Raw genomic sequence first — 25,697 nt, 5'->3', positions numbered from 1 at the left:
GCGCGCTAGTCCACCGCCTTCGTCACGATGCGGATCTCCGAGGTCAAGGTCCGGTGCACCGGGCACTTGTCGGCGATCTCCATCAGTTTCTTGCGCTGCTCGGCATCAAGCGCGCCGTCCATCGCGATATCACGTTCGATTTGGTCGAGCATGCCATCGCGGGTCTCGCACTCTTCGCAATCTTTTGCATAGATTTTTGAATGTTTCAGCGTGACGGTGACGCGATCGAGCGGGAGCGACTTGCGGTCTGCATAGAGGCGCATCGTCATGGAGGTGCAGGCGCCCAGGCCCGCGAGCAGGAAGTCATAGGGGCCGGGGCCGGCATCCTCGCCGCCGGCGGCGACCGGTTCGTCCGCCACCAGATGATGCGGTCCGACCGTCATGATCTGGTTGAACTTGCTCTTGCGGGTTTCCTGGACCACGACCTTGCGCGGCACCTCAGCGAGGTCCATCGCTTTTGCAGGCTTTGCCGTATCGACGTAGCGGCTCGCCCAGGCCGCGATCACATCGGCCGCGTAGAGCGCATCGGTGGGCTTCGTCAGCAGATGATCGGCATGGTCGAGCGAGACGAAGCTCTTGGGGTGCTTCGCCGCGACAAAAATCTTCGTCGCATTGTCGATGCCGACGGTATCGTCGACAGGCGACTGCATCACCAGCAGCGCCTTGTGCAGGCTGGTCACGTCCTTCATCAGCTCATGCTCGGCGATGTCATCGAGGAATTCGCGCTTGATCCGGAACGGCCGCCCCGCGAGCGAGACTTCGACTTCGCCCTGCGCGCGGATGGTGTCGATATGCTCCTTGAAGAGACCGGTGACGTGAGCGGGATCGGAGGGGGCGGCGATGGTCGCGACCGCCTTGGCCTCGGGGATTTGTCCTGCTGCCGCAAGGATCGCGGCGCCGCCGAGGCTGTGGCCGATCAGCAGCGTCGGCGCCTTGTGTGTCGCGCGCAGATGATCGGCCGCGCGCACGAGATCGGCGACGTTGGAGGAGAACGTCGAATTGGCAAAATCGCCTTCACTGGAGCCGAGCCCGGTGAAGTCGAAACGCAGCACCGCGATGCATTTGGCGGCGAGCGCGACCGAGATGCGCTTGGCCGCAAGCGTGTCCTTGCCGCAGGTGAAGCAGTGCGCAAACAGGGCAAAGCCCGCAGGCTCGCCGTCCGGCAGCTCCAGCGCCGCCGCGAGCTGATGACCGCCTTCTCCCGTGAATTGGAAGCGTTCCGTCGGCATGGGCTCCCCCCGTTTCGTGTTTGAATCTAATCGTTCGAATAACGCTGCTCGGCCCAGGGATCGCCGCGGTTATGGTAGCCGCGGACTTCCCAGAAACCCGGCGCGTCGTCAGTCACGAATTCGATGGCCTGGAGCCACTTTGCGCTCTTCCAGAAATAGAGATGCGGCACCACGAGCCGCACCGGGCCGCCGTGCTCCCCCGTCAGCGGCTGTCCTGACCAGCTATGGGCGAGCAGCGCGTCCTCGGCGGCAAAGTCTTCCAGCGCCAAATTGGTGGTGTAGCCGTCAGAGGAGTGCAGCACGACGAAGCGCGCATCCTCGCGCGGCTCGCAGGCCGCGAGCAGCTCGCGCGTGGCGAGGCCTTCCCAAAGGTTGTCGTAGCGCGACCAGGTCGTCACGCAATGAATGTCGGAGGTGAACTGCGACTGCTTCTGTGCGGTGAACTCGGCGAAGGTCCAGAACACGGGATTTTCAATCGCGCCATAGACGTCGAGCCGCCAGCGCTCACGCGATACCGGCGGCATGACCCCGAGATCGAGTACGGGCCAGTCCTTGGTCAGGTGCTGGCCCGGCGGCAGGCGCTGATCCTCCGGTCGTGTAACTTTCCCCGTAAGGAAACGGCCTTCGCGCGCCCATTTCTCCTTGGTGCGCGTTAGCTTGCTGTCGGACGGCGTCTCGTCGGTCATGGGCTACTCGTAAACGGGCTACTCGTGGCGATGCATTGCGGAGGCGTGCTTGGTGTCGCGCATGGTGGAATAGATGATCAGCGACAGGCAGATGATGCTGGCGAGATAGTAGTAGAACCATTCCTCATGCCCGATGCTCTTGAAATAGAGCGCGATCGCCGGCGCCGTGCCGCCGAAGATCGAGACCGTAATGGCATAGGGCAGGCCGACGCCGAGCGCGCGCACATTGGTCGGGAACAGCTCGGCCTTCACCACCGCGTTGATCGAGGTATAGCCGGCGACGAACAGCCAGGCGCAGCAGATCAGGATGAATGCCATGAACGGCGACTTGGTCTCCTTCAGCGTCATCAAGAGCGGCACGGTCGCGAGCGTACCGGCGACACCGAAGAAAATCAGCAGCGGCTTGCGGCCGATCCTGTCGGAGATGGCGCCGTAGATCGGCTGGAGGATGGTCGCGAAGATCAGCGTGCCGAAGATGACGAACGTGGTCTGGTCCTCGGTCAGCCCAACCGAGAGCTTGACGAACGTCTGCATGTAGGTGGTGAAAGTGTAGAACGCCGCGGTGCCGCCGGCGGTGAGACCCACCACCAGCAGCAGTTCGCGCGGATAGCGCAGCAAATTGGCGATCGAGCCGGTCGGCTTCACCACTTTCTTGGCTTCCTCGAAAGCCTCGGTCTCGTGCAGATTGCGCCGCATCACCGCGGCAAAGATCGCGAGCGCCGCGCCGATCGCAAACGGGATGCGCCAGCCCCAGGCCTTCAGTTCTTCGGGTGTCAGGAAGACCTTTTGCAGGAGCAGAAGCACGATGATGGCGGTCAGCTGGCCGCCGATCAGGGTCACATACTGGAAGCTCGAATAGAAGCCGCGGTGCTTGGGATCGGCGACCTCGCTGAGATAAGTGGCGCTGGCGCCGTATTCGCCGCCGAGGCTGAGGCCCTCGATGACGCGGGCGAGAGCCAGGATCACCGGTGCGGCAAAGCCGATCGTGGCATAGGTCGGTGTCAGCGCGATGATCAGCGAGCCGAAGCACATGAAGACGACAGACAGGGTCAGCGAGATTCGCCGCCCATAATGATCGGCGATATAGCCGAACAGCCAGCCGCCCAGGGGACGCATCAGGAAGGTCGCCGCGAACACAACGGCGATGTTCAACTGCTGCACGACGGGATCGCTGCCGGGGAAGAACGCCGGGGCGAAATACAGCGCGAACGCGGTGTAGGCGTAGAAATCATACCATTCGACGAGATTGCCGATCGAGCCGATGAAGATCGCCTTGATCCGGCGCTTGGCGTCGGCGATGTCGATGTGGTCGGAGGCCGGTTGGGTTGCTTGCTCAGTCACGTCCGGCCTCTCCGCTGGTTGGGAGGGCCTACATCGCCTTTTCGAACAGAAATGGCAACTGGCGGGGTCCTCTGACCGTGCCCTGTGACCAGGTCACGGTGCCTGCCGGGTCGAGGGCGAAGTCCGGAATCCGCTTCAGCCATTCCTCCAGCGCAACCTGCATCTCCATCCGCGCCAGGTTGGAACCGACGCAGCGGTGGATGCCGAGGCCGAAGGCGGCGTGCCGGTTCTCACGGCGGTCGATCACGACCTTGTCAGCATCCGGAAACATTTTTGGATCGCGGTTGGCGGCCGGGAAGGACAGCAGAACCATGTTGCCCGGCTTGACCGGGCAGCCCGAGATCGTGGTCTCCTTGACCACCTCTCGCGCCATCGTCACCGGTGAATAGGCGCGCAGCAGCTCCTCGACGGCGTTCGGGATCAGCGCGGGCTCGGCGACCAGTCGCTCGCGGTCGGCCGGGGTCCTGGCGAGATGCCAGAGCGAGGAGCCGATCGCGCTCCAGGTGGTGTCGATGCCGGCGATCAGCAGCAGCCGCAGTGAGCCCAGCACGTGCGACTCTTCCAGCGGCTGGCCTTCCTTGTCCCTGGCATTCATCAGATAGGAGATGAGGTCGTCGGTCGGCCTCGTTCTGCGCTCCTCGATATGCGTCGTGAAATAGGCGCTCATCTCCTGCACGGCCTGGAGCAGCTTGCTCTCGTCCTTGATGCCGAGCTCGAGGATCATGTGGATCCAGTTGATGAAGAGATCGCTGTCGCTCTCGGGGATGCCGAGCATGTGCGCGATGGCCTGAACCGGGATGTATTTGGCGTAGCGCGCTGCGGCGTCGACCTTGCCGTCGACGATGAACCCGTCGATCAGCTCGTTGCAGATCGCGCGCATCCGTGGTTCCAGCTTCTTCATTGCGTCCGGCGTGAACGGTGGCAGCAGCAATTGCTTGGCCGGTTTGTGCACGGGCGGATCGGAGGTGATCGGCGGGGCGGCGTTCCTGGCGACCTCGGGCCGGACGTCGCGGACGATGATCCGGCGCGAAGAGAAATGTTCGGTGTCGTTCGCGATCTCGCGCACGGCTTCATAGGTCGTCGGCATGTAGCAGCCGAGGAAGCGTTTTGTGTGCACGACCGGGCTCGCGGAGCGTAGTTCCTCCCAGATCGAGAACGGATCCTCCGTCCATTGCGGATCAGTGTGGTCGAAATCGTTGACCCAGTCGGTCACGGGTGGATGGGCGGCGGGCTGGCTGACGTCGGACATCTCGGATCCCTTGGGGCTGGTGTTCGCGAAAGACGGGCAGGCAGGTCCCGCGCTACTCCTCGATCACATCGATTGCGATTTCCGGGCAATTGGATTTGGCAAGCCAGGCCTTGTCTTCGAGCCCCGGCGGGACAATGCCGTCGCCGGCTTCATGGGCGTTGCCGTATTCGTCGAGCTCGAACAGCTCGGGCGCCAGCGCCTTGCAGCGGGCGTGGCCCTGGCATTTGTCGGGATCGACGTGAACCCTCAGTCGCTCTGTCATGGCGGCTTCCCTGGCGTAAGCGCGGAGCCCGAAGGGCGTCCCGCGTTCCTCATTTGGTTTTTATCTAAGTTATATCCTATTACATTCGCGGCGGGCTTCCCCTGTCAAGCGCAAACTTATAGGCTTGGCGCAACATGCGTTCACAACTTGCCCGCAAGCCGCACAATGCCTACCACCATGGCGATCTCCGCGACGCCCTGATCAAGGCCGCGTTGCGCGAAGCCGAGCAGGGCGGGGCCGAAGCGATCAGCATCAAGGCACTCGCAAAGCAGCTCGGAGTTTCTCAGCCGGCGCCGTATCGGCATTTCGCCGATCGTGATGCGCTGCTAACGGCGGTGACGGCGGAGGCGTTCCGGCAGCTCAGTGCACTTCTGCGCGAGGCGATGGCGAAGCCGTCGAAGCAATCAAAGCTGTCGCGGCTGGCGCAGGCGACGCTCGATTTCGGCCTGCGCCGCAATGGCATCTATCGCCTGATGTTCGCGTCCCGCACCGTCTCATGCGCGGCCAAGGGCAGCGAGTTGCATGAAGCCACGCGCGAGACATTTGGGCTCGTGATCGAAGCCCTGGAGGCGCCGGCGGTCGGCCTCTTGCGCGAGCGGCAGGCGCTGAAGATCTGGGCGGCGTTGCATGGCGTGGTGATGCTGGCCGAGCAGGGCCTGTTCACCGGCGAGGCCGCACATGCCACGCGCGAGGAATTGGTCGAGGATTTCGTCAACGAAACGAAGGCCGCGCTCGCGGTTGCGATCAAGGACGCGCGGCGCCAGAAGAAGGCCGGCGCTTAAGTTTTGGTCTTCAGCAGCCTCATCAGCTTCTCGATCGCGCTGTCCGGCGTCGTGACGACGGGGCGACCAGTCGCCTCCGCGACCAGAGGCGCGGTTGCCGCGATGCTGAATTGCGCGAGCGCGATGACGTCGCAATCGCGCAGATCCTTTGACGCTTCGACAATCAGCCGGTCGTGTGTGGCGCGGTCGCCGCGGTCCAGTGCAGCCAGCGCGCCCTCGGCCAGTTTCGGCACGACCTGAACGGAGGCCGGAAATTCCGGCGGCATCGAGGCCAGCGTCGGCGGGAAGGTCGAGAGCAGCCCGATCTTTTTGCCCATGGTCACCGCTCGCTCGATCATGGCTTCGTTCGGCTTGAGCACCCGCATCGGCGCATGCGCGCGCGCGACCGCCTCGATGCAGGGCCCGAAGGCCGAGCAGGTGAACAGGATCGCGTCCGCTCCCGTTGCTGCCGCATAATCGCCGAGCGCGAGGAAGCGCTCGGTCATGGTGTCGTTGAGCGCACCGTCGCGCGCCAGATCGGCCGACAGGCTGTCATCGAGCAGATTCATCAGCCGGGCCTCCGGCCACGCCTGCGCGAACGCCGCCTCGATCGGGGCGATGGAATGCTTGAGGGCGTGGATGAGGGCGATGCGAGGAGGCGTCATTGAAAGGGATTACCTGGCAAGGTCTCGTGCCCCGGACGCAGCGCAATGCGAAGTATTGCGCTGCTGAGCCGGGGCCCATTGTAGCGGCTGGGTCCCGGCTCAGCGCCGCAGCGTTGCACGCTGCAGCGCGTCCGGGACACGAGAGACGTTTACTTGAACGGCACGGCGTACATCAAGCCGCCCTTGCTCCAGAGGCCGTTGAGGCCGCGCTCGAGCTTGAGCGGGCTCGCCTTGCCGACATTGCGCTCGTAGATTTCGCCGTAATTGCCGGTGGCCTTGATCGCCGTGACCAGCCATTTGTTGTCGAGCCCAAGGCGAGAGCCGAGATCGCCGGAAGCACCCAGCAACCGCTGGATCGCGGGGGTCTGCGACTTCGCCATCTCATCGACGTTGGCTTGCGTGACGCCGAGCTCCTCGGCCTCGATCAGGCCGTAATGCAGCCAGGTGATGATGTCGCTCCAGACCTCGTCGCCGTTGCGGGTGAAAGGCCCGAGCGGCTCCTTGCTGATGGTCTGCGGCAGCACGACGTAGTCGGCCGGATTCGGTGCTGCGGTCGTCACCGCACCGGCGAGCGCGGAGGCGTCCTGGGTCATGGCATCGCAGCGGCCGCCAAAGAAGGTCTGGTACATGGTGTCGACGCGATCGAACACCAGCGGCTTCCAGTCGATGCCGTTGGCGCGGCCGTAATCGCCGAGCGTGACCTCATGCGTGGTGCCCTGCGCGACGCAGACGGTTGCGCCCTTGAGGTCCTTGATCTCCTTGACCCCGAGATCCTTCTTCACGACAAAGCCTTGGCCGTCGTAGAAGTTGATGGGACCCTGGCGCAGCCCCAGCGTGACGCCGCGCAGATAAGTCTGCGTCGAGTTGCGGTAGAGCACGTCGATCTCGCCCGACTGCAGCGCGGTGAAGCGGTTCTGCGCGGTCAGCGAGACGTAACGGACCTTGCTGGCATCGCCGAGCACGCCGGCTGCGAGCGCGCGGCAATAATCCACGTCGAGACCCTTGTAATTGCCCTGCGAATCCGGCGCCGAGAAGCCGGCAAAGCCGGCGCTGACGCCGCACACCAGCGTGCCGCGGCTCTTCACCGTGTCGAGCGTCGCAGCCGAAGCTGCAACCGTCGATGCCGCAAGTGCGCTCGCCGCGATAACTACTATCCTCATCATGCTACTCTCCCCTCAGTGATTGACACTACGCAACACATCGTCGACGGCGGTGCCGAGCTTGTCGACGATCAGGTCGATCTCGTCCGCCGAAGCGATATAGGGCGGCGCCAGCAACACGTGGTCGCCGCGGACGCCGTCCGCGGTGCCGCCGCCGGGATAGCAGCCAAGCCCGTTGGCGAACGCCTCCGCCTTGATCTTCTGGTTCAGCTTGAGCGCCGGATCGAACGAGGTGCGGCTAGCGCGGTCCGCGACGAGCTCGATCGCCCAGAACAGCCCGCGTCCTCTGATATCGCCGATATGGCGGTGATTGCCGAAGCGCTCGGTCAGCCGCTGCTCGAGCTGCTTGCCGCGCTCCTTGACGCGATCGAGCAACTGGTCCTCGCGGATTACGTCCTGCACCGCGAGCGCAGCCGCGCAGGCGAGGGGGTGCGCGAGATAAGTATGGCCGTGCTGGAACGCGCCGGAGCCTGAGCGGATGGTGTCGATAATCTTGCCGCTCGCGAGCATCGCGCCAATCGGCTGGTAGCCGCCGCCGAGACCCTTTGCGATCGCCTGGATGTCGGGCGCGACACCCTCCTGCTCCCAGGCGTGCGTGGTGCCGGTACGGCCCATGCCGCACATGACCTCGTCGAGGATGAGCAGCGCGCCGTGCCTGTCGCAGATCTCGCGCATCGCCTTGAAGTAACCGTCAGGCGCCGTAACCGCGCCGGCGGTGGCGCCGACGACGGGCTCGGCGAGGAACGCCGCGACGGTGTCGGGACCAAGCCGCTGGAACTCGGCTTCGAGCTCGGCTGCGAGCCGCGTTAGGAACTGCGCATCGGATTCACCGTCGTGCTTCTCATGATAGGCGAAGGCCGGCGTGAGATGGCTGAACGCGGCGGAAAGCAGTGGTGCATAGGGCGCGCGGCGCCAGGCATTGCCGCCGGCAGCGAGCGCGCCGAGCGTGTTGCCGTGATAGCTCTGCCGCCGTGCGATGAAATGCTGCCGCTGTGGTTCGCCGCGCTCGATGAAATATTGCCGCGCGAGCTTGATGCTGGCTTCGATCGCCTCCGATCCGCCGCTGACGAAATAGGCGTAGGCGAGACCGCCAGGCTCGTGCCCGACCAGCCTCTCGGCCAGCGCCTCGGCCGGCTCGGACGAGAAGAAGGCGGTATGCGCATAAGCCAGCGTCGAGGCCTGCTTCGCCATCGCCGCGATTACGCGGGGATGCTGATGGCCGAGGCAGGAGACGGCCGCGCCACCGGAGGCGTCGATCACGCGGCGTCCGTCCTCGGCGAAGAGATAGACGCCCTCGCCGCCGATCGCCTTGGGCGGCGTTTCGCGCAGCGAACGATGCAGCACGCGGCTGGTGCGAGCGGCCATGGGTCAACCTTTCTCTGAGACGTAGGTAGAGGCAGCAGTGAGCCGCGCCTCGGTATGCTCCAGACGCTTCTTCGCGGCCGGGCCGCCGAGCGAAAATGTCACCGCAGCAAGCGACTGGGCGATCGCGATCGCGCCCGTGAGGCTTGGGAAGAAACCGGGAGAGGAGGCTGCTTCGAACAGCAGCACATGGTCGGCGCCCTCGGCCATCGGCGCCGAGAGGCTGTCCGCGATCGCGATCAGCGTTGCGCCGGCGCGATGCGCGGCTTGCGCGACGCGGACGCTCGCGTGTGTGTAGGGCAGGAAGCCGATGACAATGACGGCTTCGCCGGGCCTGAAGGCGCCGAGGTCGAGATCATCAGGGCCGGATGTGCCGACGAGTTGCACCTGCTCGGGGCGGAACAGCCGCAGCTCGTAGTTCAGCAGCTCGGCAACGCTGCGGCAGCTGCGATAGCCGGTGATCCAGATCCGCTTTGCGTCGTGGAGCGCGCGGGCGGCTTCCACGATCGGGGGCGCCGCGATGCGCGGAAGGCCCATAGCCTCGGCCTCGAGCTTGTCGCTGACGAGCGCGACATCCGCGTTCGGGCCGTGGCGGCGGCTCTTGGCGCGGCCGGAGAAGGGCGAGATCTGCGATGGCCGTCGCGATTCCGTCAGCGCCGCACGCAGCGCATCCCAGCCGGAATAGCCGATCGCCTTGGCAAGCCGCGTGAACGCAGCGGGATCGGCGCCGGCTTCGGCGGCGAGATCGCGCATCGAACGGGTGGTGGCGTCATAGTCATTGGCGGCGACGAAGCGTCCGACCTCCTGCAAGCGCATCGGCAGCGATGGCAATGCAATGCGCAGTTCGCTCAGGGGCGAGGATTTCGCGGGCTCGGCCATGAAACATTTGTTGCACGAATTAGTGTTTGGTGCAACACTTGACGTGCGTCGCCGGAAATCGCTGCATTTCAACAAGGATTTTTGTGCCGTGACCGCCGATCACCCCAGACCGCCGCCGCGCCGCCGCTTCTTTGCGCTCGGGCGCAACGAATTGACGGGCCTGTTCTGGCAGGTCCTTGTCGTCGGGGTCGTCCTCGGGGTCGTCGCCTTCCTCTGGTCCAACACCGTCACCAATCTCTCGGCCCGCCGCATCACGACAGGCTTCGCCTTCCTTGGCCGCGAAGCGGGCATGCCCATTTCAGACAGCCTGCTCGCCTACAATCCGAGAGACAGCTACCTCTGGGCCTTCATTGTCGGCGTCGCCAACACCTTGCGCGTCGCCGTGATCGGCATCGTGCTCGCGACCATTTTGGGGACGCTGATCGGCATCTCGCGGCTGTCGGCGAACTGGTTGCTGTCGCGGCTTGCTGCCGTCTATGTCGAAGCGCTCCGCGACATCCCGCTGCTGCTTCAACTGCTGTTCTGGTACGTGCTGATGCAGGCGCTGCCGGCCGCGCGCGCGGCGTTCAGGCCGGTCGATGGAGTCTTCCTTTCCAATCGCGGTCTGATCCTGCCGGCGATTCCGCTCGGGCCGACGCAGCTTTGGGTGCTCGGCACGGCCGTTCTGGGCTGTGCGGCGTTCTATCTGATCCGGCGATGGTTGATCGTGCAGCAGATGCGCGACGGCAAGCCGCGGCCGGCCTGGCCCTTTGCGGTAGGCCTCGTCCTCGCGCTGCCGGCGGCGGTGTCCGTGGCGCTGGGTGTGTCCTGGACCATCGAATGGCCGGCTCTGCGCGGCTTCAATTTCGTCGGTGGTCTCACGCTTGCGCCGGAATATTTTGCGTTGCTGATCGCGCTTGTCACCTACACTTCGGCCTTCATCGCCGAGATCGTGCGCAGTGGCATCCAGTCGGTGCCGCGCGGCCAGTGGGACGCCGCCAACGCGCTCGGCCTGCGCCGCAGCTTCATGCTGCGGCAGATCATCCTGCCGCAGGCGCTACGCGTGATCGTGCCGCCGATGACGAGCCAGTATCTCAATCTGACCAAGAACTCCTCGCTCGCGGTCGCGATCGGCTACCAGGACGTGGTCTCGATTGCCAACACCACGCTGAACCAGACCGGGCAGGCGATCGAGGCAATCGCGCTGATCATGGCGGTGTTTTTAACCATCAGCCTCGGCATCAGCTTCTTCATGAACTGGTATAACTCGCGCATCGCGCTGGTGGAGCGCTGAGCATGACGGCGATCACGGACATACCACGCGCTGCCCGCCGTCCGCAGATCGGCAACCCGGTGCTGCGCTGGCTCCGAACCAATCTGTTCTCGTCGATCCCCAACAGCATTCTCTCGGTCGTGCTGCTGGCGATCCTGGCCAAGGGCATCTTCAGCTTCGCTCAGTGGGGCATCGCCAACGCAGTCTGGCTGACGCCGGCAAATGATTCCAGCGCTTGCCGCGCCGTGCGTGGCGTCGGCGCGTGCTGGGCGATCATCCCGGAAAAATATCGTTTCATCCTGTTCGGCACCTATCCCTTCGACGAGCAGTGGCGGCCGGCACTGTCGGTCATGCTGTTCATCGCACTGTTCTATCTCTCGAGCCGCCGTGCCTTCTGGCGGCGCGAACTGGTCTATCTCTGGATCGGTACGCTGGCGCTGATCAGCGCGCTGATGTGGGGCGGCGTGTTCGGGCTTGGTTTTGTCTCGCAGGATCGCTGGGGCGGCTTGCCGGTGACGCTGATCCTGGCAACGTTCGGATTGGCATGCGGCTTCCCGCTCGGCATCCTCGTCGCACTCGGCCGGCGTTCGAAATTGCCGGCGGTCCGCTCGCTGAGCGTGCTCTATGTCGAGCTGATCCGCGGCGTGCCGCTGGTGAGCCTCTTGTTCATGGCGAGCGTGATGTTTCCGTTGTTCATGCCCAGTGGATTCAATATCGACAAGCTGCTGCGCGCGCAGATAGCGATCATCCTGTTCGCGGGCGCTTATCTGGCCGAAATCATCCGCGGCGGCCTCCAGGCCGTGCCGAGCGGGCAGTATGAAGCGGCGGATGCACTGGGGCTGTCCTACTGGCGCAAGCACCGGCTGATCGTCCTGCCGCAGGCGATCCGCCACGTCATCCCGCCGCTGGTCAACACCTTCATCGCCTTCTTCAAGGACACCAGCCTCGTCCTGATCATCGGCATCTTCGACCTGCTGACGACGGCCAAGACCGCGATCATCGATCCGGCCTGGCAGCAGTTTTCGGTCGAGGTCTACATCTTCGTTGCCGCGATCTATTTTGTCTTCTGCTTCGCGATGTCGCGTTACAGCCGTAGCCTGGAGGCGACGAGCGCGAGGTGATGTCTCGTGTCCCGGACAAGGGGCAGCGCGCGAGCGCTGCGCCGCCGAGCCGGGACCCAGGGATGCACGGGAAGTTGCGGAGAGGTGGGCCCCGGCTCTGCAGCGCACCGCCGAAGAGGCGCTGCGCCGCGTCCGGGGCACGAGAGTGAGGCTACTTCTTCACTCGCGGATCGATCGGCGTGGTGCCGCGCAAGCCCAGAATATCCTCCAGCACCTTTGCGCCAGCGATCACCTGCGCATCGGCGCGCGGAGCGCCAACGACCTGCACACCGACCGGCAGGCCTGATGCCGTGAAGCCACAGGGCAGCGACAGCGACGGGCAGCAGGCGAGCGTGATGGCGTAGACGATGCCGAGCCATTCGACATAGTTCTCGAACTTCTTGCCTGCGCATTCCGCGACATAGCGGTCGCCGATCGGGAAGGGCGGTACGATCGTGGTCGGCGTCAGCAGCAGGTCGTAGGTCTTGAAGAACTCGATGGCGCGCGCGGTCATGCCGACGCGCTGCGCCTCGGCGCGCGCGAGCTGCTCTACCGTGAGCTTGAGCCCTTCCTCGATGTTCCAGATCACCTCGGGCTTGAGCAGGTCGCGCTTGGTGCGCAGCAGGTTGGCCTTGGTGATCGCGAAATCGAACGCACGCAGCACATGGAAGCACTCATGCGCCTCGCGCCAGTCCGGATGCGCTTCCTCGACGATGACGCCGGCTTCCGCAAAGCGCTCTGCCGCCTTGAGGGTGATTGCCTTGACCTCGGGATCGACAGGCGTGATGCCGAGATCGGGCGAATAGGCGATGCGCTTCGGCTTCCTGCCCGACTGTGCCGCCGACAGGAACGAGGTCAGAGGCGCCGGCAGCGACAGTGGATCATCGGCATAGTCGCCGCTCATGGCGTCGAGCAGCAGCGCGAGGTCCTCGACGTTGCGCGCCATCGGGCCGACCACGCCGAGGTTGCGATCGATGCCTGATTTGGGTGTGTGCGCGACGCGGCCGATGCTCGGGCGCATGCCGACGACGCCGCAGAACGCCGCGGGGCTGCGCAAGGAGCCGCCCATGTCGGACCCCTGAGCGAGCCAGGCCATGCCGGTGGCCAGCGCCACCGCCGCGCCGCCGGAGGAGCCGGCCGCGGACTTGGTCGTATCCCAGGGATTGAGCGTGGCGCCGAACACCTCGTTGAAGGTGTTGGCGCCTGCGCCGAACTCCGGCGTGTTGGATTTGGCGTAGACCAATGCGCCGTTGGCCTCGAGGTTCTCGACCATGAGGTCGGATTTTGCGGGGATGTTGTCCTTGAAGATCGGCGAGCCCTGCGTGTTCAGGACGCCGGCAACGTCGGTGAGATCCTTGATCGGCAGCGGCAGGCCCGCGAGCAGGCCGCGCGCGCCGGCCGGTTTCCGCATCAGCGTTTTCGCGCTGTCGCGCGCGCGATCGAAGCACAGCGTCGGCAGCGCGTTGACCTTGCCGTCGACTTCACTGATGCGCTTCTCGACCACATCCAGCAGTTCGAGCGGCGAGACATCGCCGGACCGCAGCTTGTCGACGACGGTGCAGGCGGTTTCGCGGATCAGGTCTTGAGACAACTAATTTACTCCTGAGTTTAGATTGTCGTCATTGCGAGCGTAGCGAAGCAATCCAGACTGCCACATCGGATGCATTCCTGGATTGCTTCGCTGCGCTCGCAATGACGCGGATAGAGTTAACCCCAACCGGCGCTGATGCCGCCATCCACCGTATAGATCACACCCGACGTATAGCCGGCGCGATCGGACGCCAGGAACGCCATGAGATCGCCGATCTCGCGCGCATGCGCGGGGCGGCCGAGCGGCAGGCCCTTCTGGAATTCCTTGTAGCGGCTCTCGTCGCCGAACTGGTGCTTTGCGCGCGTCTTGAGCAGCGTGACGTGCCGGTCAGTGCCGACAGGGCCGGGATTGATGCCGACGACGCGGATGTTGTCGGCGAGGCTCTTGCCGCCGAGCGCGCGGGTGAAGGCCATCAGCGCGGCATTGCCGGTGCTACCGCAGATATAGTTGGCGTCGAACTTTTCGCCGGCAGCGCCGATGTCATTGACGATGACGCCGCCGCCCTTCGCCTTCATTTGCGCGTAGATCTGCCGCGTCAGGTTGATGTAGCCGAACACTTTCAATTCCCAGGCGTGCCGCCATGTCGCCTCGTCGATCTTGTCGATCGAGCCGCCGGGGATGTCGCCGGCATTGTTGACGAGCACGTCGATATCTGCGGCTTCCTTGGCGAGCCGCGCGATGTCGTCAGCCTTGCGCAAATCCACGATGCTCGTCGCGGCATCGATCTGGTGCGCAGAGCGCAACCGGTCCGCCAGCGCCTTGAGCTGCTCGCCGTTGCGGGCCGCGAGCAGGAGGTGCGCGCCTTCTTCGGCAAACGCCTCGGCGGCGGCTGCGCCAATGCCCTTGGACGCGCCCGTGATCAGGACGCGCTTGCCACGCAGATGCAGATCCATGAGGGGTACTCGCTCGGTGGGAAACAGGATGAAATCAGTAGGCGCTCGGCCGCGCCATGGTCAACATTGCAGTGCAGCGTTGCACTGCCGCCGAGTTTGGTCCATTGCAGTGCGGTCAAAAAAGGCGGCGGCTGCCGGACCAAAAAGGGACGTTCTCCATGAGCAAGAAACAATACCGGATCGCAGTCATTCCCGGCGACGGCATCGGCAAGGAAGTGATGCCCGAGGGCCTGCGTGTTCTGGAGGCAGCAGCCAAGAAGCACGGCGTGTCCCTGCATTTCGATCATTTCGACTTCTCGTCCTGGGAGTATTACGAGAAGAACGGCCAGATGATGCCGGATGACTGGAAGGAAAAGATCGGCAAGCACGATGCGATCTACTTTGGCGCGGTCGGCTGGCCGGCAAAAATTCCGGATCACGTCTCGCTGTGGGGCTCGCTGATCAAATTCCGCCGCGAGTTCGACCAGTATGTGAACCTGCGCCCGGTGCGGCTGATGCCCGGCGTGCCGTCACCGCTTGCGGGCCGCAAGCCCGGCGACATCGATTTCTGGGTGGTGCGCGAGAACACCGAAGGCGAATATTCCTCCGTCGGCGGCCGCATGTTCCCGGACACCGACCGCGAGTTCGTGACGCAACAGACGGTGATGACGCGGGTTGGCGTCGACCGCATCCTGAAATTCGCCTTCGAGCTCGCGCAGTCGCGGCCGAAGAAGCACTTGACCTCTGCGACCAAGTCGAACGGCATCTCCATCACCATGCCCTATTGGGATGAGCGCGTGGAGGCGATGGCCAAGAAGTTCCCGGGTGTGAAGTGGGACAAGTACCACATCGACATCCTCACCGCGAACTTCGTGCTGCATCCCGACTGGTTCGACGTGGTGGTCGGCTCCAACCTGTTCGGCGACATCCTCTCCGATCTCGGCCCGGCCTGCACGGGCACCATCGGCATCGCGCCGTCTGGCAATATCAACCCCGAGGGTAATTTCCCGTCGGTGTTCGAGCCGGTGCACGGCTCGGCGCCCGACATTGCGGGGCAGGGGATCGCGAACCCGATCGGTGCGATCTGGTCGGGCGCGATGATGCTCGAGCATCTCGGCGAGAAGGTTGCCGGCAAATCGATCGTCGAGGCGATCGAGCGCACGCTGGCAGAGCGTACGCTTCGCACCAAGGACCTCGGTGGCAACGCCGACACCACGGCGTGCGGCAAGGCCGTCGCGGATATGGTCGATTAAGAGAGCTGCTGCTTTCCCTCTCCCACAAGGGGAGAAGGGTAAGCAGCAACGCCTCGCGTCGTAATCAGCTCACGATCTTCTCGATCGCGGCCTGATCCACCCCGAACTTCTTCCCGGCCTCCAGAATCTCCTGCCAGGTGGTCGGATCGACCGGAATGCCTTCGGCGAGGCGCTTCTTCTTCGTCTCGCGCTCGGGCTCGCCGGCGATCTTCACCTTGTCGACGCCCGGGGCAGGCGGTGAGCCGGTGTGCCAGGCGACGAAGCTCTCGACTTCGCGCGCGAGGTTCTCGCCGGTGCCGAGCTTGCCCGGGTCGATGATGATCGAGAGCATGCCGTTGAGGACGTTGTACTTGCCGTCGGACGGGCCCTTGACCACCTGACCGCCGGAGAGCGCGCCGCCGAGGATTTCGCAGACCAGCGCGAGCCCCGAACCCTTGTGCTCGCCGAACGGCAGGATGGCGCCGTGCGGCGGGATCACGGTGTAGCGCGGGTTGGTGGTCGGCTTACCCTCGTTGTCGATGATGGTGCCGGGCTCGAGCGCGACGCCCTTGTTGTGGGCGACGCGGGTCTTGCCCTGCGCGATCCTGCTGGTGGCGAAGTCGAGCACGATGGGGTCCTTGCCCCTGCGCGGGATGCCGACGCAGAACGGGTTGGTGCCGTGGCGCCCATCGCTGCCGCCCCAGGGCGCCACGATCGGGCGCGAGATCACGTTGACGAAGTGGATCGAGACAAGGCCGTGGTCGATGCACTGCTCGGCCCAATGGCCGATGCGGCCGATATGGTGCGAGTTCGAAAGGCCGACGAGGCACACGCCGTTTTGCTTGGCGCGCTCTGCCGCCAGCTCCATCGCTTCATGGCCAATCACCTGGCCGTAGCCGGTGAGGCCGTCGAGAGTGAGAAGCGGCCCGGTGTCGAGCACGATCTTGACGTGCTGGTTCACGGCGAGGCCGCCCGTGGTGACGCTCGAGACATAGCGCGGGATCATGCCGACCCCGTGGGAGTCGTGGCCCTTGAGGTTGGCCTCGACGAGATTGGTGGATACGAGCTCGGCCTCGCGATCCGTGGATCCGCCGGCCTTGACGATGGCGCGGATGGCGTTGGTGAGCGGCTCTGCCTTGATGGTGCGATAGTCAGCCATTGTTGTTGCTCTTATCCTTTCACGATCCGGCGGCAATGGATCCATGCCGCCTCAATCAGGTTTTCGCTCGCTTCCGGCGTGCGGAAGGCTGAATGCGCCGACAGCGTCACGTTCGGAATCTTGGTCAGCGGATGATCGCCGGGCAGGGGTTCGATGTTGAAGACGTCGAGGCCGGCGTGGCGGATATGGCCCGACTTCAGCGCATCGATCATCGCGGCCTCGTCGACAATTGCGGCGCGAGCGGTGTTGATGAGGATGACACCGGGCTTCATCGCAGAAATCTTCTCGCGCGTGATCATGCCGCGCGTCTCATCGTTGAGCAGCAGATGCAGCGACACGACGTCGCTCTTCGCCAGCACCGTGTCGAGATCGACGAATTCGACGCCCGGACAACTCTTCGGCGAGCGGTTCCAGGCGATCACCTTCATGCCGCTGCCCGTGGCGATGCGCGCGACTTCAGCTGCGATGCCGCCGAAGCCGATCAGGCCGAGCGTCTTGCCGGTGAGCTGCATGCCGTCTTCACGCAGCCAGCTCCCGGCGCGCATCTCGCGGTCCATCATCGCGATGACGCGGGCCGAGGCCCACATCAGCGCGATCGCGGATTCCGCGACCGCCGTGTCGCCATAGCCCTTGATCAGGTGCACGGAGATGCCGAGCTCGGCAAGCTCCTCCGGATTCATGTAGCTGCGCGCGCCGGTGCCGAGGAACACGACGTGCTTCAGCCCCGTGCATTTCTTCGCGACCTCGGTCGGCAATGCGGTGTGGTCGACGATCGCGATCTCGGCACCATCAAGAATCTCAGGATATTGCTCGGGCTTGATGTCGGGATCCCTGTGGATCCGCACCTTGGGATCATCGGGCTTCCCCAGCCGCTCCATGATCACGGCGAGAGCTTCATTGGCGTCGACGAAAACTCCGCGCATGATTTTCTCCGGTCAGGATGCGACGCCGGCGATCGCCAGCACCGTGTGCATCAGCACGTTGGTGCCCGCGGCGCAGTCGGGTTGGGTGGCATCTTCCAGTTCGTTGTGGCTGATGCCGTCCTTGCAGGGCACGAACACCATCGCCGCCGGCATCACGGTGTTGAGGTTGCAGGCGTCATGGCCGGCGCCGGAGGTGATGCGGCGAGAGGAATAGCCGAGCGTCTTCGCGGCGTTCTCGACTGCCGCGATCAACTTGGGATCGAAATGCGTCGGCGGCTTGCGCCAGACCAGATCGATCTTGACCTCGACCTTGCGGCGCGCAGCGATCTCGGCAATGGCCGCACGAAGATCGCGATCGAGCGCATCCATGATGGCGCCATCGGCGCTGCGGCAGTCCATGGTGAAAGCGATCTCGCCGGGAATGACGTTGCGCGAGGGATTGGCGATCACGGCCTCGCCGATGGTGCCGACTGCCTTCGGCCCATGCTTCCCCGCAATGGCCTCCATCGCCAGCACGATCTCGGAGAGCGTCGCCAGTGCATCGCGTCGCAGCGGCATCGGTGTCGATCCCGCGTGGCTTTCGAAACCGGAAATCTTGCCGTCGTACCAGAGCACGCCCTGGCCGGAATCGACCACACCGATGGTCTTGCCTTCGGCTTCGAGAATCGGGCCCTGCTCGATGTGCAGCTCGACGAAGCAGCCGAGCTTCTGGAATCCGACCGGCTTGTCGCCGCGATAGCCGATGCTGTCGAGCGCCTGGCCGACGGTCGTGCCCTCAATATCCTTGCGCGAGAGGATGTCGTCGGTGGTGAAGTCGCCGACATAGGCGGCGGACGCCATCATCGCGGGTGCGAAGCGCGAGCCTTCCTCGTTGGTCCAGTTGACAACGCAGATCGGCGCCTCGGTCTCGATGCCGGCGTCGTTGAGCGTGCGGATCACTTCGAGTGCGCCGAGCGTGCCCAGAATGCCGTCATACTTGCCGCCGGTCGGCTGGGTGTCGAGATGCGAGCCGATGCCGACGGGCGGCTTCGACATGTCGCGGCCCTTGCGCAGGCCGAATTGCGAGCCGAGCGCATCGGTGTGCACGTCGAGGCCGGCGTCCTCGCACGCCTTGCGGAACCAGTCGCGCACCTGCTTGTCTTCGCTGCTCAGCGTCAGCCGCCGCACGCCGCCCTTCGCCGTCCCGCCGAATTGCGCGGTCTCGTGAATGGAGCCCCAGAGGCGGGCGGAATCGATTTGCAGATTGGTGGCGGCTCGGCTCATGCGGTCGGTCTCTCGATTATCCGGCGCCTGTTTCAATGACCCGCCAGCGCGGGCGCGTCAACCGCGAGGCTGCTCTGCGCAATCTGACATGCAAGCTCGGCGACGCGCTCCACCGCCACGACGTCGGGTGAGGCGAGCCAGCTCGCCGTGAACGTCAGCGGCGCGATTGCGAGATCGGTGTCGAGCAATTGCAGCCGCCCGTCGGAAAGCTCGTTCTCGACGATGGCGTCGGGGATCACGGCGATGCCGAGCCCTTCGACCGCCATGTGGATCACGGTCGCAAGCGACGCGGAGGCATGCAGCCGGATCGGCGGCAGCTCCGGCCGGTCGAACACCTCGCGCACGACCTCGTAGGGGCGCGTCTTGCGCGGGAAGGTGATGATCGGAAACCGCGCCAGCTCGGCGCGCGTCACTCGACCGTTGCCGAGGCCGAGCGAGGGGCTCGCGAGGAAACCGATCGGATAATCGGCAAGCACGCGGTTGTGCACGCCCGAGGTCGACAGCGGTCCGACGACGAAGGCGAGCTCGATCTCCTGCGCGAGCAGGCGCGCAGTGAGGTTCGGCGTGATGTCAACCTCGATCTCCAGCGACAGGTTCGGATAGACCTCGTTCATGCTCTTCACCAGCCGCGGCAGCCAGGTGTGTACGATGGTCTCGGCGACGCCGAGACGCATCACGCCGCGCATGGCCGAGCGGTCACCGACCTCGGCCATCATCTGAGCGCGCAGACCGATCAGCTTCTCCGCATAGACCATCATTTGCCGGCCGCTCGGCGTCGGCGAAGCCACGCGATGATCTCGGTTCAAGAGCTTCACGCCCATCTCACGCTCGAGCCCCGCGATGCGCTGGGAGATCGCCGGCTGGGTCGTATTGAGCCGTGCTGCGGCGCCGCGAAAGCTGCCGAGCTTCACAACCCAGAGGAACGTCTCGATTGACCTGAAGTCCAGCATTGGAAGGATTTTCCCGTTCGATAAATTATTTTTATCGATATCGATTAGAAAGGAAGATTAGACTTTATAGCACGCTTGGTGTTGGCTTGTCTTTGTCGAGTTTATAGGCAGGTCGATCACATGACTGTTTTGGTGGCAGCGCAGCAAACTGAAACACCCGACACTCTCCCGAGCCGCCAGGCGCGGCTCGCCTATCGTGGCGGCCAGGTCGGTTCCACCGCGGGTGTCGCCCCCGGCTTCGTCCAGGGCAATCTGGCGATCCTGCCGGCCGAATACGCCAGCGCCTTTCACCGCTTCTGCCAGCTCAACCCGAAGCCGTGCCCGATCATCGGCATGTCCGACGTCGGCAGCCCGCACATCCCCGCGCTCGGTGCCGATCTCGACATCCGGACCGACGTACCGCGCTACCGCGTCTGGCGCGACGGCGAAGTCATCGACGAGCCGACCGACGTCACCAAGCATTGGCGCGATGATCTCGTGACCTTCGTGCTCGGCTGCTCCTTCTCGTTCGAAGAGGCGCTGCTCGACGAAGGCATGCCGATCCGCCACATCGAGCAGAATGTGCGCGTGCCGATGTACCGCACCAACATCGCTTGCGGAGAGGCCGGTCCTTTCGCCGGTCCCATGGTGGTGTCGATGCGCCCGTTCAAGCCGGCCGATGCGATCCGCGCCGTGCAGATCACCTCGCGCTATCCGGCCGTGCACGGCGCGCCCGTGCATCTCGGTCATCCGCATCTGATCGGTATCAAGGACATCGCCAAGCCCGACTACGGTGATCCCGTACCTGTCGCCGATGACGAGATTCCGGTGTTCTGGGCCTGCGGCGTCACGCCGCAATCGGTGATCAACGCCGCCAAGGTACCGTTCGCAATCACGCATTCGCCCGGCCTGATGCTGGTGACGGATCTGAAGAACAGGACCATGGCCGTGATTTAGTAGGCAGCGTTTGCTGCTTCTTCGGGCTTTACGCTGTTTGCCAATCGTTTCATTCGATACGCGCAAAATTCGGATAACAGGGGACTTTGCCAAATGACGATCTCTCGCCGCGACATTCTGCTCGGAGCCGCCGCCACTGCCGCGCTGATGCCGCTAGCCGCCCGCGCACAAACTTCTGAAGTCGTGATCGGCGCGACCTATCCCTTGTCGGGCGCCGGCGCCCAGGTGGGTGTCGATGCGCAGCGCGCCTTCGAGACCGCGATCGACATCATCAACAACGATCAGGACTTCGACCTTCCGCTCGCCAAGGGCCTGGGCTTGCCGGGTCTCGGCGGCGCCAAGATCCGCATGGTGTACGCCGACCACCAGGGCGACCCGCAAAAGGGACGCGCCGAGGCAGAGCGACTGATCACCCAGGAGAAGGTCTGCGCGGTGCTCGGCTCCTATCAGAGCGCGGTCGCGGTCACGGTCAGCCAGATCTGCGAACGCTACCAGGTTCCGTTCCTGTCGGCTGACAATTCCTCGCCGAGCCTGCATCGCCGCGGACTGAAGTACTATTTCCGCGCATCGCCGCATGACGAGATGTTTTCGGCCGGGATGTTCGACTTCCTCGATGCGATGAAGAAGAAGGGCGCGAAGGCCGAGACGCTGGCGCTGTTCCACGAAGACACGATCTTCGGCACCGACTCCGCCAACGCCCAGACCAAGCTTGCAACCGAGCGCGGCTATAAGATCGTCGCCGACATCAAGTACCGCGCCAACTCGCCGTCTCTGTCGGCTGAAGTCCAGCAGCTCAAGGCCGCCAATGCCGACGTGCTGATGCCCTCGAGCTACACCACCGACGGCATCCTGCTGGTCAAGACCATGGCCGAGCTCGGCTATAAGCCGAACGCGATCGTGGCCCAGGCGGCGGGCTTCTCCGAAAAGGCGCTTTACGATGCCGTCGGCGACAAGCTCGAAGGCGCGATCACCCGCGGCAGCTTCTCGCTCGATCTCGCCGCCAAGCGGCCGATGGTCGGCAAGATCAACGATCTGTTCAAGGCGAAGTCGGGCAAGGACCTCAACGATAACACCTCGCGCCAGTTCATGGCGATGATCGTGATTGCGGACGCCATCAACCGCGCCAAGTCGACCGACGGCGAGAAGGTCCGCGACGCGCTGGCTGCAACCGAAATCCCGGGCGAGCAGACCATCATGCCCTGGAAGCGTGTCAAGTTCGACGACATGGGCCAGAACAACGATGCGGATCCGGTGCTGCTGCAATATGTCGGCGGCAAGTTCGTCACCGTCTTCCCGTCGCAGGCGGCGGTGGCCGAACCGGTCTGGCCGATGAAGTAAGGATAGGGTCGGGAGCAGATCGCTCCCGATTCCCGATCTTGCGGAAGAGACGGAGCCCGCGTCGCGCAAGACGAGGGCGGGCCCGTCCTTTGCGATGCGCGCTCGATCACGCCCCTCGGGGTGAGGGCTTTTTCTGGGGGACAAGTTGCTGACAGTCGAAACAATTGTCCAAAGTCTCGCGAGCGGCCTGCTGATGGGGCTGCTCTACGGACTGATCGCCGTCGGCCTTGCGCTGATCTTCGGCCTGATGGACGTCACGAACTTCGCCCATGGCGAGTTCTTGATGATTGGGATGTACGCGTCCTTCTTCCTGTTCACGTTCTTCGCCATCGACCCGTTGCTTTCAGCCCCGCTGGTCGCCGCGGCGCTGTTCGTGTTCGGAGCGCTGGTTTATCTCTTGATCGTACGCTTCGCCATGAGGGCCAAGGCCAACGCCGGCATGGTGCAGATCTTCTCGACCTTTGGCCTGGCCATCGTGATGCGGGGACTGGCCCAACTGTTCTTCACGCCGGACTATCGCAGCATTCCGCATTCCTGGCTCGGCGGCAAAACCATCTCGGTTGCAGGCATCTTCTTGCCGGAGCCGCAACTGGTCGGAGCGCTGGTCTCGATTCTCGCCTTTGCCGGCCTCTACTTCTTCATCCACCGCACCGATTTCGGCCGCGCGCTGGAAGCCACCCGTGAAGATCCCGGTGCGGTCGCACTCGTCGGCATCGACAAGAACCGCGTGTTCGCGTTCGGTTGGGGCCTTGGCGCCGCGCTTGTCGGTCTCGCCGGCGCGATCATGGCGGTGTTTTTCTACATCTATCCCGACGTTGGTGCGTCCTTTGCGCTGATTGCCTATGTCACGGTGGCGCTCGGCGGCTTCGGCAGTGTGTTCGGCGCCTTCGCCGGCGGCATCATTGTCGGCCTGGTTGAAGCGATGACCGCCCTGATGCTGCCGCCCTCGCTGAAGTCGGTCGGCATCTATGCGGTGTACTTGCTCGTGGTCTTCATCCGGCCGCGTGGCCTGTTCGGGTCGATGTGATGGACAAGAATTTTGCCGCGCGGCGTCGCCGCGATCTCGTCATTGCCGCGATGCTGGCCGCGCTTGCCGCGCTTGCACCACTGTTCGTCAAGAACGTCTACATCCAGAACATCATGGTCCTGACCTTAATGTACGCGGCGCTGTCGCAGAGCTGGAACATTCTGTCCGGCTATTGCGGGCAGATCTCGCTGGGTCACGCGCTCTATTTCGGCATCGGCGCCTACACCACCGAGCTTTTGTTCACGAAGTTCGGCGTGTTGCCCTGGTTCGGTATGCTCGCCGGCGGTGCGATCGCGGCTGTTATCGCGATGGGGCTCGGATATCCCTTCTTCCGCCTGCGCGGCCATTACTTCGTGATCGCGACCATCGTCATCGCCGAGATCGGGTTGCTGCTGTTCCAGAACTGGGAATGGGCAGGAGCTGCGATGGGAATCACCATTCCTGTGCGCGGCGACAGCTGGTTGAAATTCCAGTTCATGCGCAGCAAGCTGCCGTATTTCTATTTTGCGCTGGCGCTGTGCTGCCTCGCCTGGTTCGTCACCTGGTGGCTGGAAGATTCCAAATGGGGCTTCTGGTGGCGCGCGGTGAAGGATAATCCGGAAGCGGCCGAGAGCCTCGGCGTCGTCGTGTTCAACTCCAAGATGGGCGCGGCCGCCGTCTCCGCTTTTCTCGTCGCCATCGGCGGCGCCTTCTATGCGCAATTCCTCGCTTATATCGATCCCGAGAGCGTGATGGGCTTCCAGTTCTCGCTGCTGATGGCGCTGCCGGCCGTGCTCGGCGGCATCGGCACCCTCTGGGGTCCGGTGCTTGGCGCGGCCATCCTGATCCCGATGACCGAGCTGACGCGCTCCTATATCGGCGGCTCCGGCCGCGGCGTCGACCTGATCGTCTACGGCGGGCTGATCGTGGCGATCTCGCTGGCTTTGCCGCAGGGGCTGGTGAGCCTGTTCTCCCGCTCAAAGGCGAAAGGAGCCACGCGATGACCGCGCTCCTTGAAACCCGCGGCGTCTGGCAGCGCTTCGGCGGTCTCGTCGCCAACAGCGACGTCTCGATCTCGGTCGGGCGCGGCGAGATCGTCGGCCTGATCGGTCCGAACGGCGCCGGCAAGTCGACGCTGTTCAATCTCATCGCCGGCGTGCTGCCGCCGACCCAGGGCTCGATCTGGTTCGACGGCAAGGACGTCACCAATTTGCCGGCAGCCGTGCGCTGCCAGCGTGGCGTCGGCCGTACCTTCCAGGTGGTCAAGAGTTTCGAGACCATGACTGTCATCGACAATGTCATCGTCGGCGCCCTCGTGCGCAACACGGTCATGCGAGAGGCCCGCCGCAAGGCGCATGAAGTGCTGGAGTTCACTGGTCTGGCCGCGCGCGCCGACGTGCTCGCGAGCGACCTCGTGCCGGCCGAAAAGCGCCGCCTCGAAGTCGCGCGTGCACTTGCGACCGAACCCAAACTGCTGCTGCTCGACGAAGTCCTCACTGGTCTTACGCCGACCGAGGCGCAGACCGGCGTCGCGCTGGTGCGCAAGGTACGCGATACCGGCATCACCGTCTTGATGGTCGAGCATGTCATGGAGATCGTGATGCCGCTGGTCGACCGCGCCATCGTGCTCGACCTCGGCAAGGTGCTGGTCGAGGGCAAGCCCACTGAGGTCGTCCGCGATCCCAAGGTGATCAAGGCATATCTGGGAGATCGTCATGCTGTCGGTGCATGAAGTTACGACCGCCTATCAGGGCCTGGTCGCGATCTCCGCGATCTCGATCGAGGTCCAGAAGGGCGAGATCGTCTGCGTCGCCGGCGCCAATGGCGCGGGCAAGTCGACGCTGCTGAAATCCATCGCCGGTGCCGAGCGCCCGCGCTCGGGCACGGTGACGTTCGACGGCAAGCGCCTCGACGGCATGGCGCAGCATCACATCACAGCAACCGGCATCGCTTATGTGCCGGAGAACCGCCGCCTGTTCCCGCGCCTGTCGGTGCGCGACAATCTTCGCCTCGGCAGCTACCTCTACCGTGCTGACGCGAATCGCGAACAGCCGCTCGATCTCGTCTTCAAGCTGTTTCCGCGCCTGTCCGAGCGTCTCGACCAGCGCGCCGAGACGCTCTCGGGCGGCGAGCAGCAGATGCTCGCCATCGGCCGCGCGCTGATGACGCGTCCGCGGCTGTTGATGCTCGACGAGCCCTCGCAGGGCATCATGCCGAAACTCGTCGACGAGATTTTTCAGGCGGTGGAGCTCATCCGTGACTCCGGCATGACCGTCCTGATCGTCGAGCAGCGCATGGCCGAATGCCTGGAGATCGCCGATCGCGCCTACATCCTGCAAACGGGCCGCGTGTTGATGCAGGGCCCGGCCGCGGAGATCAGGGGCAATCCGGACGTGCGCAAGGCGTATCTGGGGCTGTAGTTTTCTCCGTCATTGCGAGGAGCTCTTGCGACGAAGCAATCCAGACTTTCTCCGCGGAAAG

General features: G+C 64.3%; 25 protein-coding genes. 10 read left to right on the top strand and 15 right to left on the bottom strand.

Annotated features, from left to right (window positions below):
• Window positions 1-5: 5 nt before the first annotated feature.
• The 5 genes from IVB29_RS05700 to IVB29_RS05680 are packed head-to-tail and all read right to left on the bottom strand — an operon-like array spanning window position 6 to window position 4,767.
• On the bottom strand, window positions 6-1,229 hold the full coding sequence (locus IVB29_RS05700) for a bifunctional alpha/beta hydrolase/OsmC family protein (RefSeq protein WP_247502423.1): 1,224 nt from the start codon (window positions 1,227-1,229) through the stop codon (window positions 6-8).
• A 26-nt stretch (window positions 1,230-1,255) separates the two neighbouring features.
• Complete coding sequence (locus tag IVB29_RS05695; RefSeq protein WP_247502422.1) at window positions 1,256-1,915, bottom strand: sulfite oxidase-like oxidoreductase; 660 nt, start codon at window positions 1,913-1,915, stop codon at window positions 1,256-1,258.
• Between the two features lie 18 nt (window positions 1,916-1,933).
• Window positions 1,934-3,256, bottom strand: a complete 1,323-nt coding sequence (locus IVB29_RS05690) for an MFS transporter (protein WP_247502421.1) — start codon at window positions 3,254-3,256, stop codon at window positions 1,934-1,936.
• A 28-nt stretch (window positions 3,257-3,284) separates the two neighbouring features.
• The gene (locus tag IVB29_RS05685) at window positions 3,285-4,505 is read right to left on the bottom strand and encodes a cytochrome P450 (protein ID WP_247502420.1); all 1,221 of its coding nucleotides are present in this window, start codon (window positions 4,503-4,505) and stop codon (window positions 3,285-3,287) included.
• Window positions 4,506-4,557: 52 nt separating this feature from the next.
• The gene (locus IVB29_RS05680; RefSeq protein WP_015687579.1) at window positions 4,558-4,767 is read right to left on the bottom strand and encodes a ferredoxin; all 210 of its coding nucleotides are present in this window, start codon (window positions 4,765-4,767) and stop codon (window positions 4,558-4,560) included.
• A 134-nt stretch (window positions 4,768-4,901) separates the two neighbouring features.
• On the opposite strand from IVB29_RS05680, the gene IVB29_RS05675 reads away from it, so the two are divergent.
• Window positions 4,902-5,549: a TetR/AcrR family transcriptional regulator gene (locus IVB29_RS05675; protein WP_247502419.1), complete on the top strand. Its 648-nt coding sequence runs from the start codon at window positions 4,902-4,904 to the stop codon at window positions 5,547-5,549.
• On the opposite strand, the gene IVB29_RS05670 is transcribed toward IVB29_RS05675, so the two are convergent.
• From IVB29_RS05670 to IVB29_RS05655, 4 genes are all read right to left on the bottom strand, one after another.
• A complete protein-coding gene (locus IVB29_RS05670) occupies window positions 5,546-6,193 on the bottom strand; it encodes an aspartate/glutamate racemase family protein (RefSeq protein WP_247502418.1) in 648 nt (215 codons plus the stop codon). The genes IVB29_RS05675 and IVB29_RS05670 overlap by 4 nt on opposite strands.
• Before the next feature lie 149 nt (window positions 6,194-6,342).
• A complete protein-coding gene (locus IVB29_RS05665; RefSeq protein WP_247502417.1) occupies window positions 6,343-7,356 on the bottom strand; it encodes an amino acid ABC transporter substrate-binding protein in 1,014 nt (337 codons plus the stop codon).
• 12 nt (window positions 7,357-7,368) lie between these two features.
• Window positions 7,369-8,718: an aspartate aminotransferase family protein gene (locus IVB29_RS05660; RefSeq protein WP_247502416.1), complete on the bottom strand. Its 1,350-nt coding sequence runs from the start codon at window positions 8,716-8,718 to the stop codon at window positions 7,369-7,371.
• 3 nt (window positions 8,719-8,721) lie between these two features.
• Window positions 8,722-9,594 (bottom strand): MurR/RpiR family transcriptional regulator, encoded by an 873-nt coding sequence (locus IVB29_RS05655; RefSeq protein ID WP_247502415.1) that lies wholly within the window; start codon window positions 9,592-9,594, stop codon window positions 8,722-8,724.
• Between the two features lie 88 nt (window positions 9,595-9,682).
• Between IVB29_RS05655 and IVB29_RS05650 the strand changes: the two genes are divergently transcribed.
• Together IVB29_RS05650 and IVB29_RS05645 are read left to right on the top strand one after the other, a co-directional pair.
• Window positions 9,683-10,867 carry an ABC transporter permease subunit gene (locus tag IVB29_RS05650; protein ID WP_247502414.1) on the top strand — a complete coding sequence of 395 codons (1,185 nt, stop codon included), beginning with the start codon at window positions 9,683-9,685 and terminating at the stop codon, window positions 10,865-10,867.
• Window positions 10,868-10,869: 2 nt separating this feature from the next.
• Window positions 10,870-11,967 (top strand): amino acid ABC transporter permease, encoded by a 1,098-nt coding sequence (locus IVB29_RS05645; RefSeq protein ID WP_247502413.1) that lies wholly within the window; start codon window positions 10,870-10,872, stop codon window positions 11,965-11,967.
• 151 nt (window positions 11,968-12,118) lie between these two features.
• On the opposite strand, the gene IVB29_RS05640 is transcribed toward IVB29_RS05645, so the two are convergent.
• Together IVB29_RS05640 and IVB29_RS05635 are read right to left on the bottom strand one after the other, a co-directional pair.
• Window positions 12,119-13,537: an amidase family protein gene (locus IVB29_RS05640; protein WP_247502412.1), complete on the bottom strand. Its 1,419-nt coding sequence runs from the start codon at window positions 13,535-13,537 to the stop codon at window positions 12,119-12,121.
• A gap of 116 nt (window positions 13,538-13,653) precedes the next feature.
• Window positions 13,654-14,430 (bottom strand): SDR family oxidoreductase, encoded by a 777-nt coding sequence (locus tag IVB29_RS05635; protein ID WP_247502411.1) that lies wholly within the window; start codon window positions 14,428-14,430, stop codon window positions 13,654-13,656.
• A 158-nt stretch (window positions 14,431-14,588) separates the two neighbouring features.
• Between IVB29_RS05635 and IVB29_RS05630 the strand changes: the two genes are divergently transcribed.
• The gene (locus IVB29_RS05630) at window positions 14,589-15,662 is read left to right on the top strand and encodes a tartrate dehydrogenase (protein ID WP_247502410.1); all 1,074 of its coding nucleotides are present in this window, start codon (window positions 14,589-14,591) and stop codon (window positions 15,660-15,662) included.
• Window positions 15,663-15,726: 64 nt separating this feature from the next.
• Here the strand turns inward: IVB29_RS05630 and IVB29_RS05625 are convergent, their stop codons facing one another.
• From IVB29_RS05625 to IVB29_RS05610, 4 genes are read right to left on the bottom strand one after another with little or no spacing between them, the layout of a single operon-like run.
• Window positions 15,727-16,800: a malate/lactate/ureidoglycolate dehydrogenase gene (locus tag IVB29_RS05625; protein ID WP_247502409.1), complete on the bottom strand. Its 1,074-nt coding sequence runs from the start codon at window positions 16,798-16,800 to the stop codon at window positions 15,727-15,729.
• Between the two features lie 11 nt (window positions 16,801-16,811).
• The gene (locus IVB29_RS05620) at window positions 16,812-17,723 is read right to left on the bottom strand and encodes an NAD(P)-dependent oxidoreductase (RefSeq protein WP_247502408.1); all 912 of its coding nucleotides are present in this window, start codon (window positions 17,721-17,723) and stop codon (window positions 16,812-16,814) included.
• Window positions 17,724-17,735: 12 nt separating this feature from the next.
• Window positions 17,736-18,986, bottom strand: a complete 1,251-nt coding sequence (locus IVB29_RS05615; protein ID WP_247502407.1) for a Zn-dependent hydrolase — start codon at window positions 18,984-18,986, stop codon at window positions 17,736-17,738.
• 32 nt (window positions 18,987-19,018) lie between these two features.
• Complete coding sequence (locus IVB29_RS05610) at window positions 19,019-19,936, bottom strand: LysR family transcriptional regulator (protein ID WP_247502406.1); 918 nt, start codon at window positions 19,934-19,936, stop codon at window positions 19,019-19,021.
• A 120-nt stretch (window positions 19,937-20,056) separates the two neighbouring features.
• Here IVB29_RS05610 and IVB29_RS05605 point away from each other — a divergent pair, with 120 nt between their 5' ends.
• The 6 genes from IVB29_RS05605 to IVB29_RS05580 all read left to right on the top strand — a co-directional run bounded on the left by IVB29_RS05605 (window position 20,057) and on the right by IVB29_RS05580 (window position 25,636).
• The gene (locus IVB29_RS05605) at window positions 20,057-20,872 is read left to right on the top strand and encodes a putative hydro-lyase (RefSeq protein WP_247502405.1); all 816 of its coding nucleotides are present in this window, start codon (window positions 20,057-20,059) and stop codon (window positions 20,870-20,872) included.
• A 93-nt stretch (window positions 20,873-20,965) separates the two neighbouring features.
• Window positions 20,966-22,210 (top strand): ABC transporter substrate-binding protein, encoded by a 1,245-nt coding sequence (locus tag IVB29_RS05600; RefSeq protein WP_247502404.1) that lies wholly within the window; start codon window positions 20,966-20,968, stop codon window positions 22,208-22,210.
• 148 nt (window positions 22,211-22,358) lie between these two features.
• Window positions 22,359-23,237 carry a branched-chain amino acid ABC transporter permease gene (locus tag IVB29_RS05595; RefSeq protein WP_256466875.1) on the top strand — a complete coding sequence of 293 codons (879 nt, stop codon included), beginning with the start codon at window positions 22,359-22,361 and terminating at the stop codon, window positions 23,235-23,237.
• Complete coding sequence (locus IVB29_RS05590) at window positions 23,237-24,220, top strand: branched-chain amino acid ABC transporter permease (protein ID WP_247502403.1); 984 nt, start codon at window positions 23,237-23,239, stop codon at window positions 24,218-24,220. Before IVB29_RS05595 ends, IVB29_RS05590 begins: the two co-directional genes overlap by 1 nt.
• Window positions 24,217-24,948: an ABC transporter ATP-binding protein gene (locus tag IVB29_RS05585; RefSeq protein WP_247502402.1), complete on the top strand. Its 732-nt coding sequence runs from the start codon at window positions 24,217-24,219 to the stop codon at window positions 24,946-24,948. The genes IVB29_RS05590 and IVB29_RS05585 overlap by 4 nt, the downstream gene beginning before the upstream one ends.
• Window positions 24,932-25,636 (top strand): ABC transporter ATP-binding protein, encoded by a 705-nt coding sequence (locus IVB29_RS05580; RefSeq protein ID WP_247502401.1) that lies wholly within the window; start codon window positions 24,932-24,934, stop codon window positions 25,634-25,636. Before IVB29_RS05585 ends, IVB29_RS05580 begins: the two co-directional genes overlap by 17 nt.
• Window positions 25,637-25,697: the final 61 nt, after the last annotated feature.

This window comes from Bradyrhizobium sp. 1, assembly GCF_023073315.1.
Classification (GTDB): Bacteria; Pseudomonadota; Alphaproteobacteria; order Rhizobiales; family Xanthobacteraceae; genus Bradyrhizobium.
This window is presented reverse-complemented; position numbering and strand designations above follow the sequence as displayed.

Bases quoted from the DNA above. Each gene is read 5' to 3' on its own strand.
- IVB29_RS05610 (WP_247502406.1), bottom strand. From the start codon at position 19,936: ATGCTGGACTTCAGGTCAATCGAGACGTTCCTCTGGGTTGTGAAGCTC.
- IVB29_RS05590 (WP_247502403.1), top strand. From the start codon at position 23,237: ATGGACAAGAATTTTGCCGCGCGGCGTCGCCGCGATCTCGTCATTGCC.
- IVB29_RS05630 (WP_247502410.1), top strand. From the start codon at position 14,589: ATGAGCAAGAAACAATACCGGATCGCAGTCATTCCCGGCGACGGCATC.
- IVB29_RS05585 (WP_247502402.1), top strand. From the start codon at position 24,217: ATGACCGCGCTCCTTGAAACCCGCGGCGTCTGGCAGCGCTTCGGCGGT.
- IVB29_RS05645 (WP_247502413.1), top strand. From the start codon at position 10,870: ATGACGGCGATCACGGACATACCACGCGCTGCCCGCCGTCCGCAGATC.
- IVB29_RS05655 (WP_247502415.1), bottom strand. From the start codon at position 9,594: ATGGCCGAGCCCGCGAAATCCTCGCCCCTGAGCGAACTGCGCATTGCA.
- IVB29_RS05670 (WP_247502418.1), bottom strand. From the start codon at position 6,193: ATGACGCCTCCTCGCATCGCCCTCATCCACGCCCTCAAGCATTCCATC.
- IVB29_RS05635 (WP_247502411.1), bottom strand. From the start codon at position 14,430: ATGGATCTGCATCTGCGTGGCAAGCGCGTCCTGATCACGGGCGCGTCC.
- IVB29_RS05675 (WP_247502419.1), top strand. From the start codon at position 4,902: ATGCGTTCACAACTTGCCCGCAAGCCGCACAATGCCTACCACCATGGC.
- IVB29_RS05665 (WP_247502417.1), bottom strand. From the start codon at position 7,356: ATGATGAGGATAGTAGTTATCGCGGCGAGCGCACTTGCGGCATCGACG.
- IVB29_RS05660 (WP_247502416.1), bottom strand. From the start codon at position 8,718: ATGGCCGCTCGCACCAGCCGCGTGCTGCATCGTTCGCTGCGCGAAACG.
- IVB29_RS05605 (WP_247502405.1), top strand. From the start codon at position 20,057: ATGACTGTTTTGGTGGCAGCGCAGCAAACTGAAACACCCGACACTCTC.
- IVB29_RS05600 (WP_247502404.1), top strand. From the start codon at position 20,966: ATGACGATCTCTCGCCGCGACATTCTGCTCGGAGCCGCCGCCACTGCC.
- IVB29_RS05680 (WP_015687579.1), bottom strand. From the start codon at position 4,767: ATGACAGAGCGACTGAGGGTTCACGTCGATCCCGACAAATGCCAGGGC.
- IVB29_RS05580 (WP_247502401.1), top strand. From the start codon at position 24,932: ATGCTGTCGGTGCATGAAGTTACGACCGCCTATCAGGGCCTGGTCGCG.
- IVB29_RS05615 (WP_247502407.1), bottom strand. From the start codon at position 18,986: ATGAGCCGAGCCGCCACCAATCTGCAAATCGATTCCGCCCGCCTCTGG.
- IVB29_RS05695 (WP_247502422.1), bottom strand. From the start codon at position 1,915: ATGACCGACGAGACGCCGTCCGACAGCAAGCTAACGCGCACCAAGGAG.
- IVB29_RS05685 (WP_247502420.1), bottom strand. From the start codon at position 4,505: ATGTCCGACGTCAGCCAGCCCGCCGCCCATCCACCCGTGACCGACTGG.
- IVB29_RS05625 (WP_247502409.1), bottom strand. From the start codon at position 16,800: ATGGCTGACTATCGCACCATCAAGGCAGAGCCGCTCACCAACGCCATC.
- IVB29_RS05700 (WP_247502423.1), bottom strand. From the start codon at position 1,229: ATGCCGACGGAACGCTTCCAATTCACGGGAGAAGGCGGTCATCAGCTC.
- IVB29_RS05620 (WP_247502408.1), bottom strand. From the start codon at position 17,723: ATGCGCGGAGTTTTCGTCGACGCCAATGAAGCTCTCGCCGTGATCATG.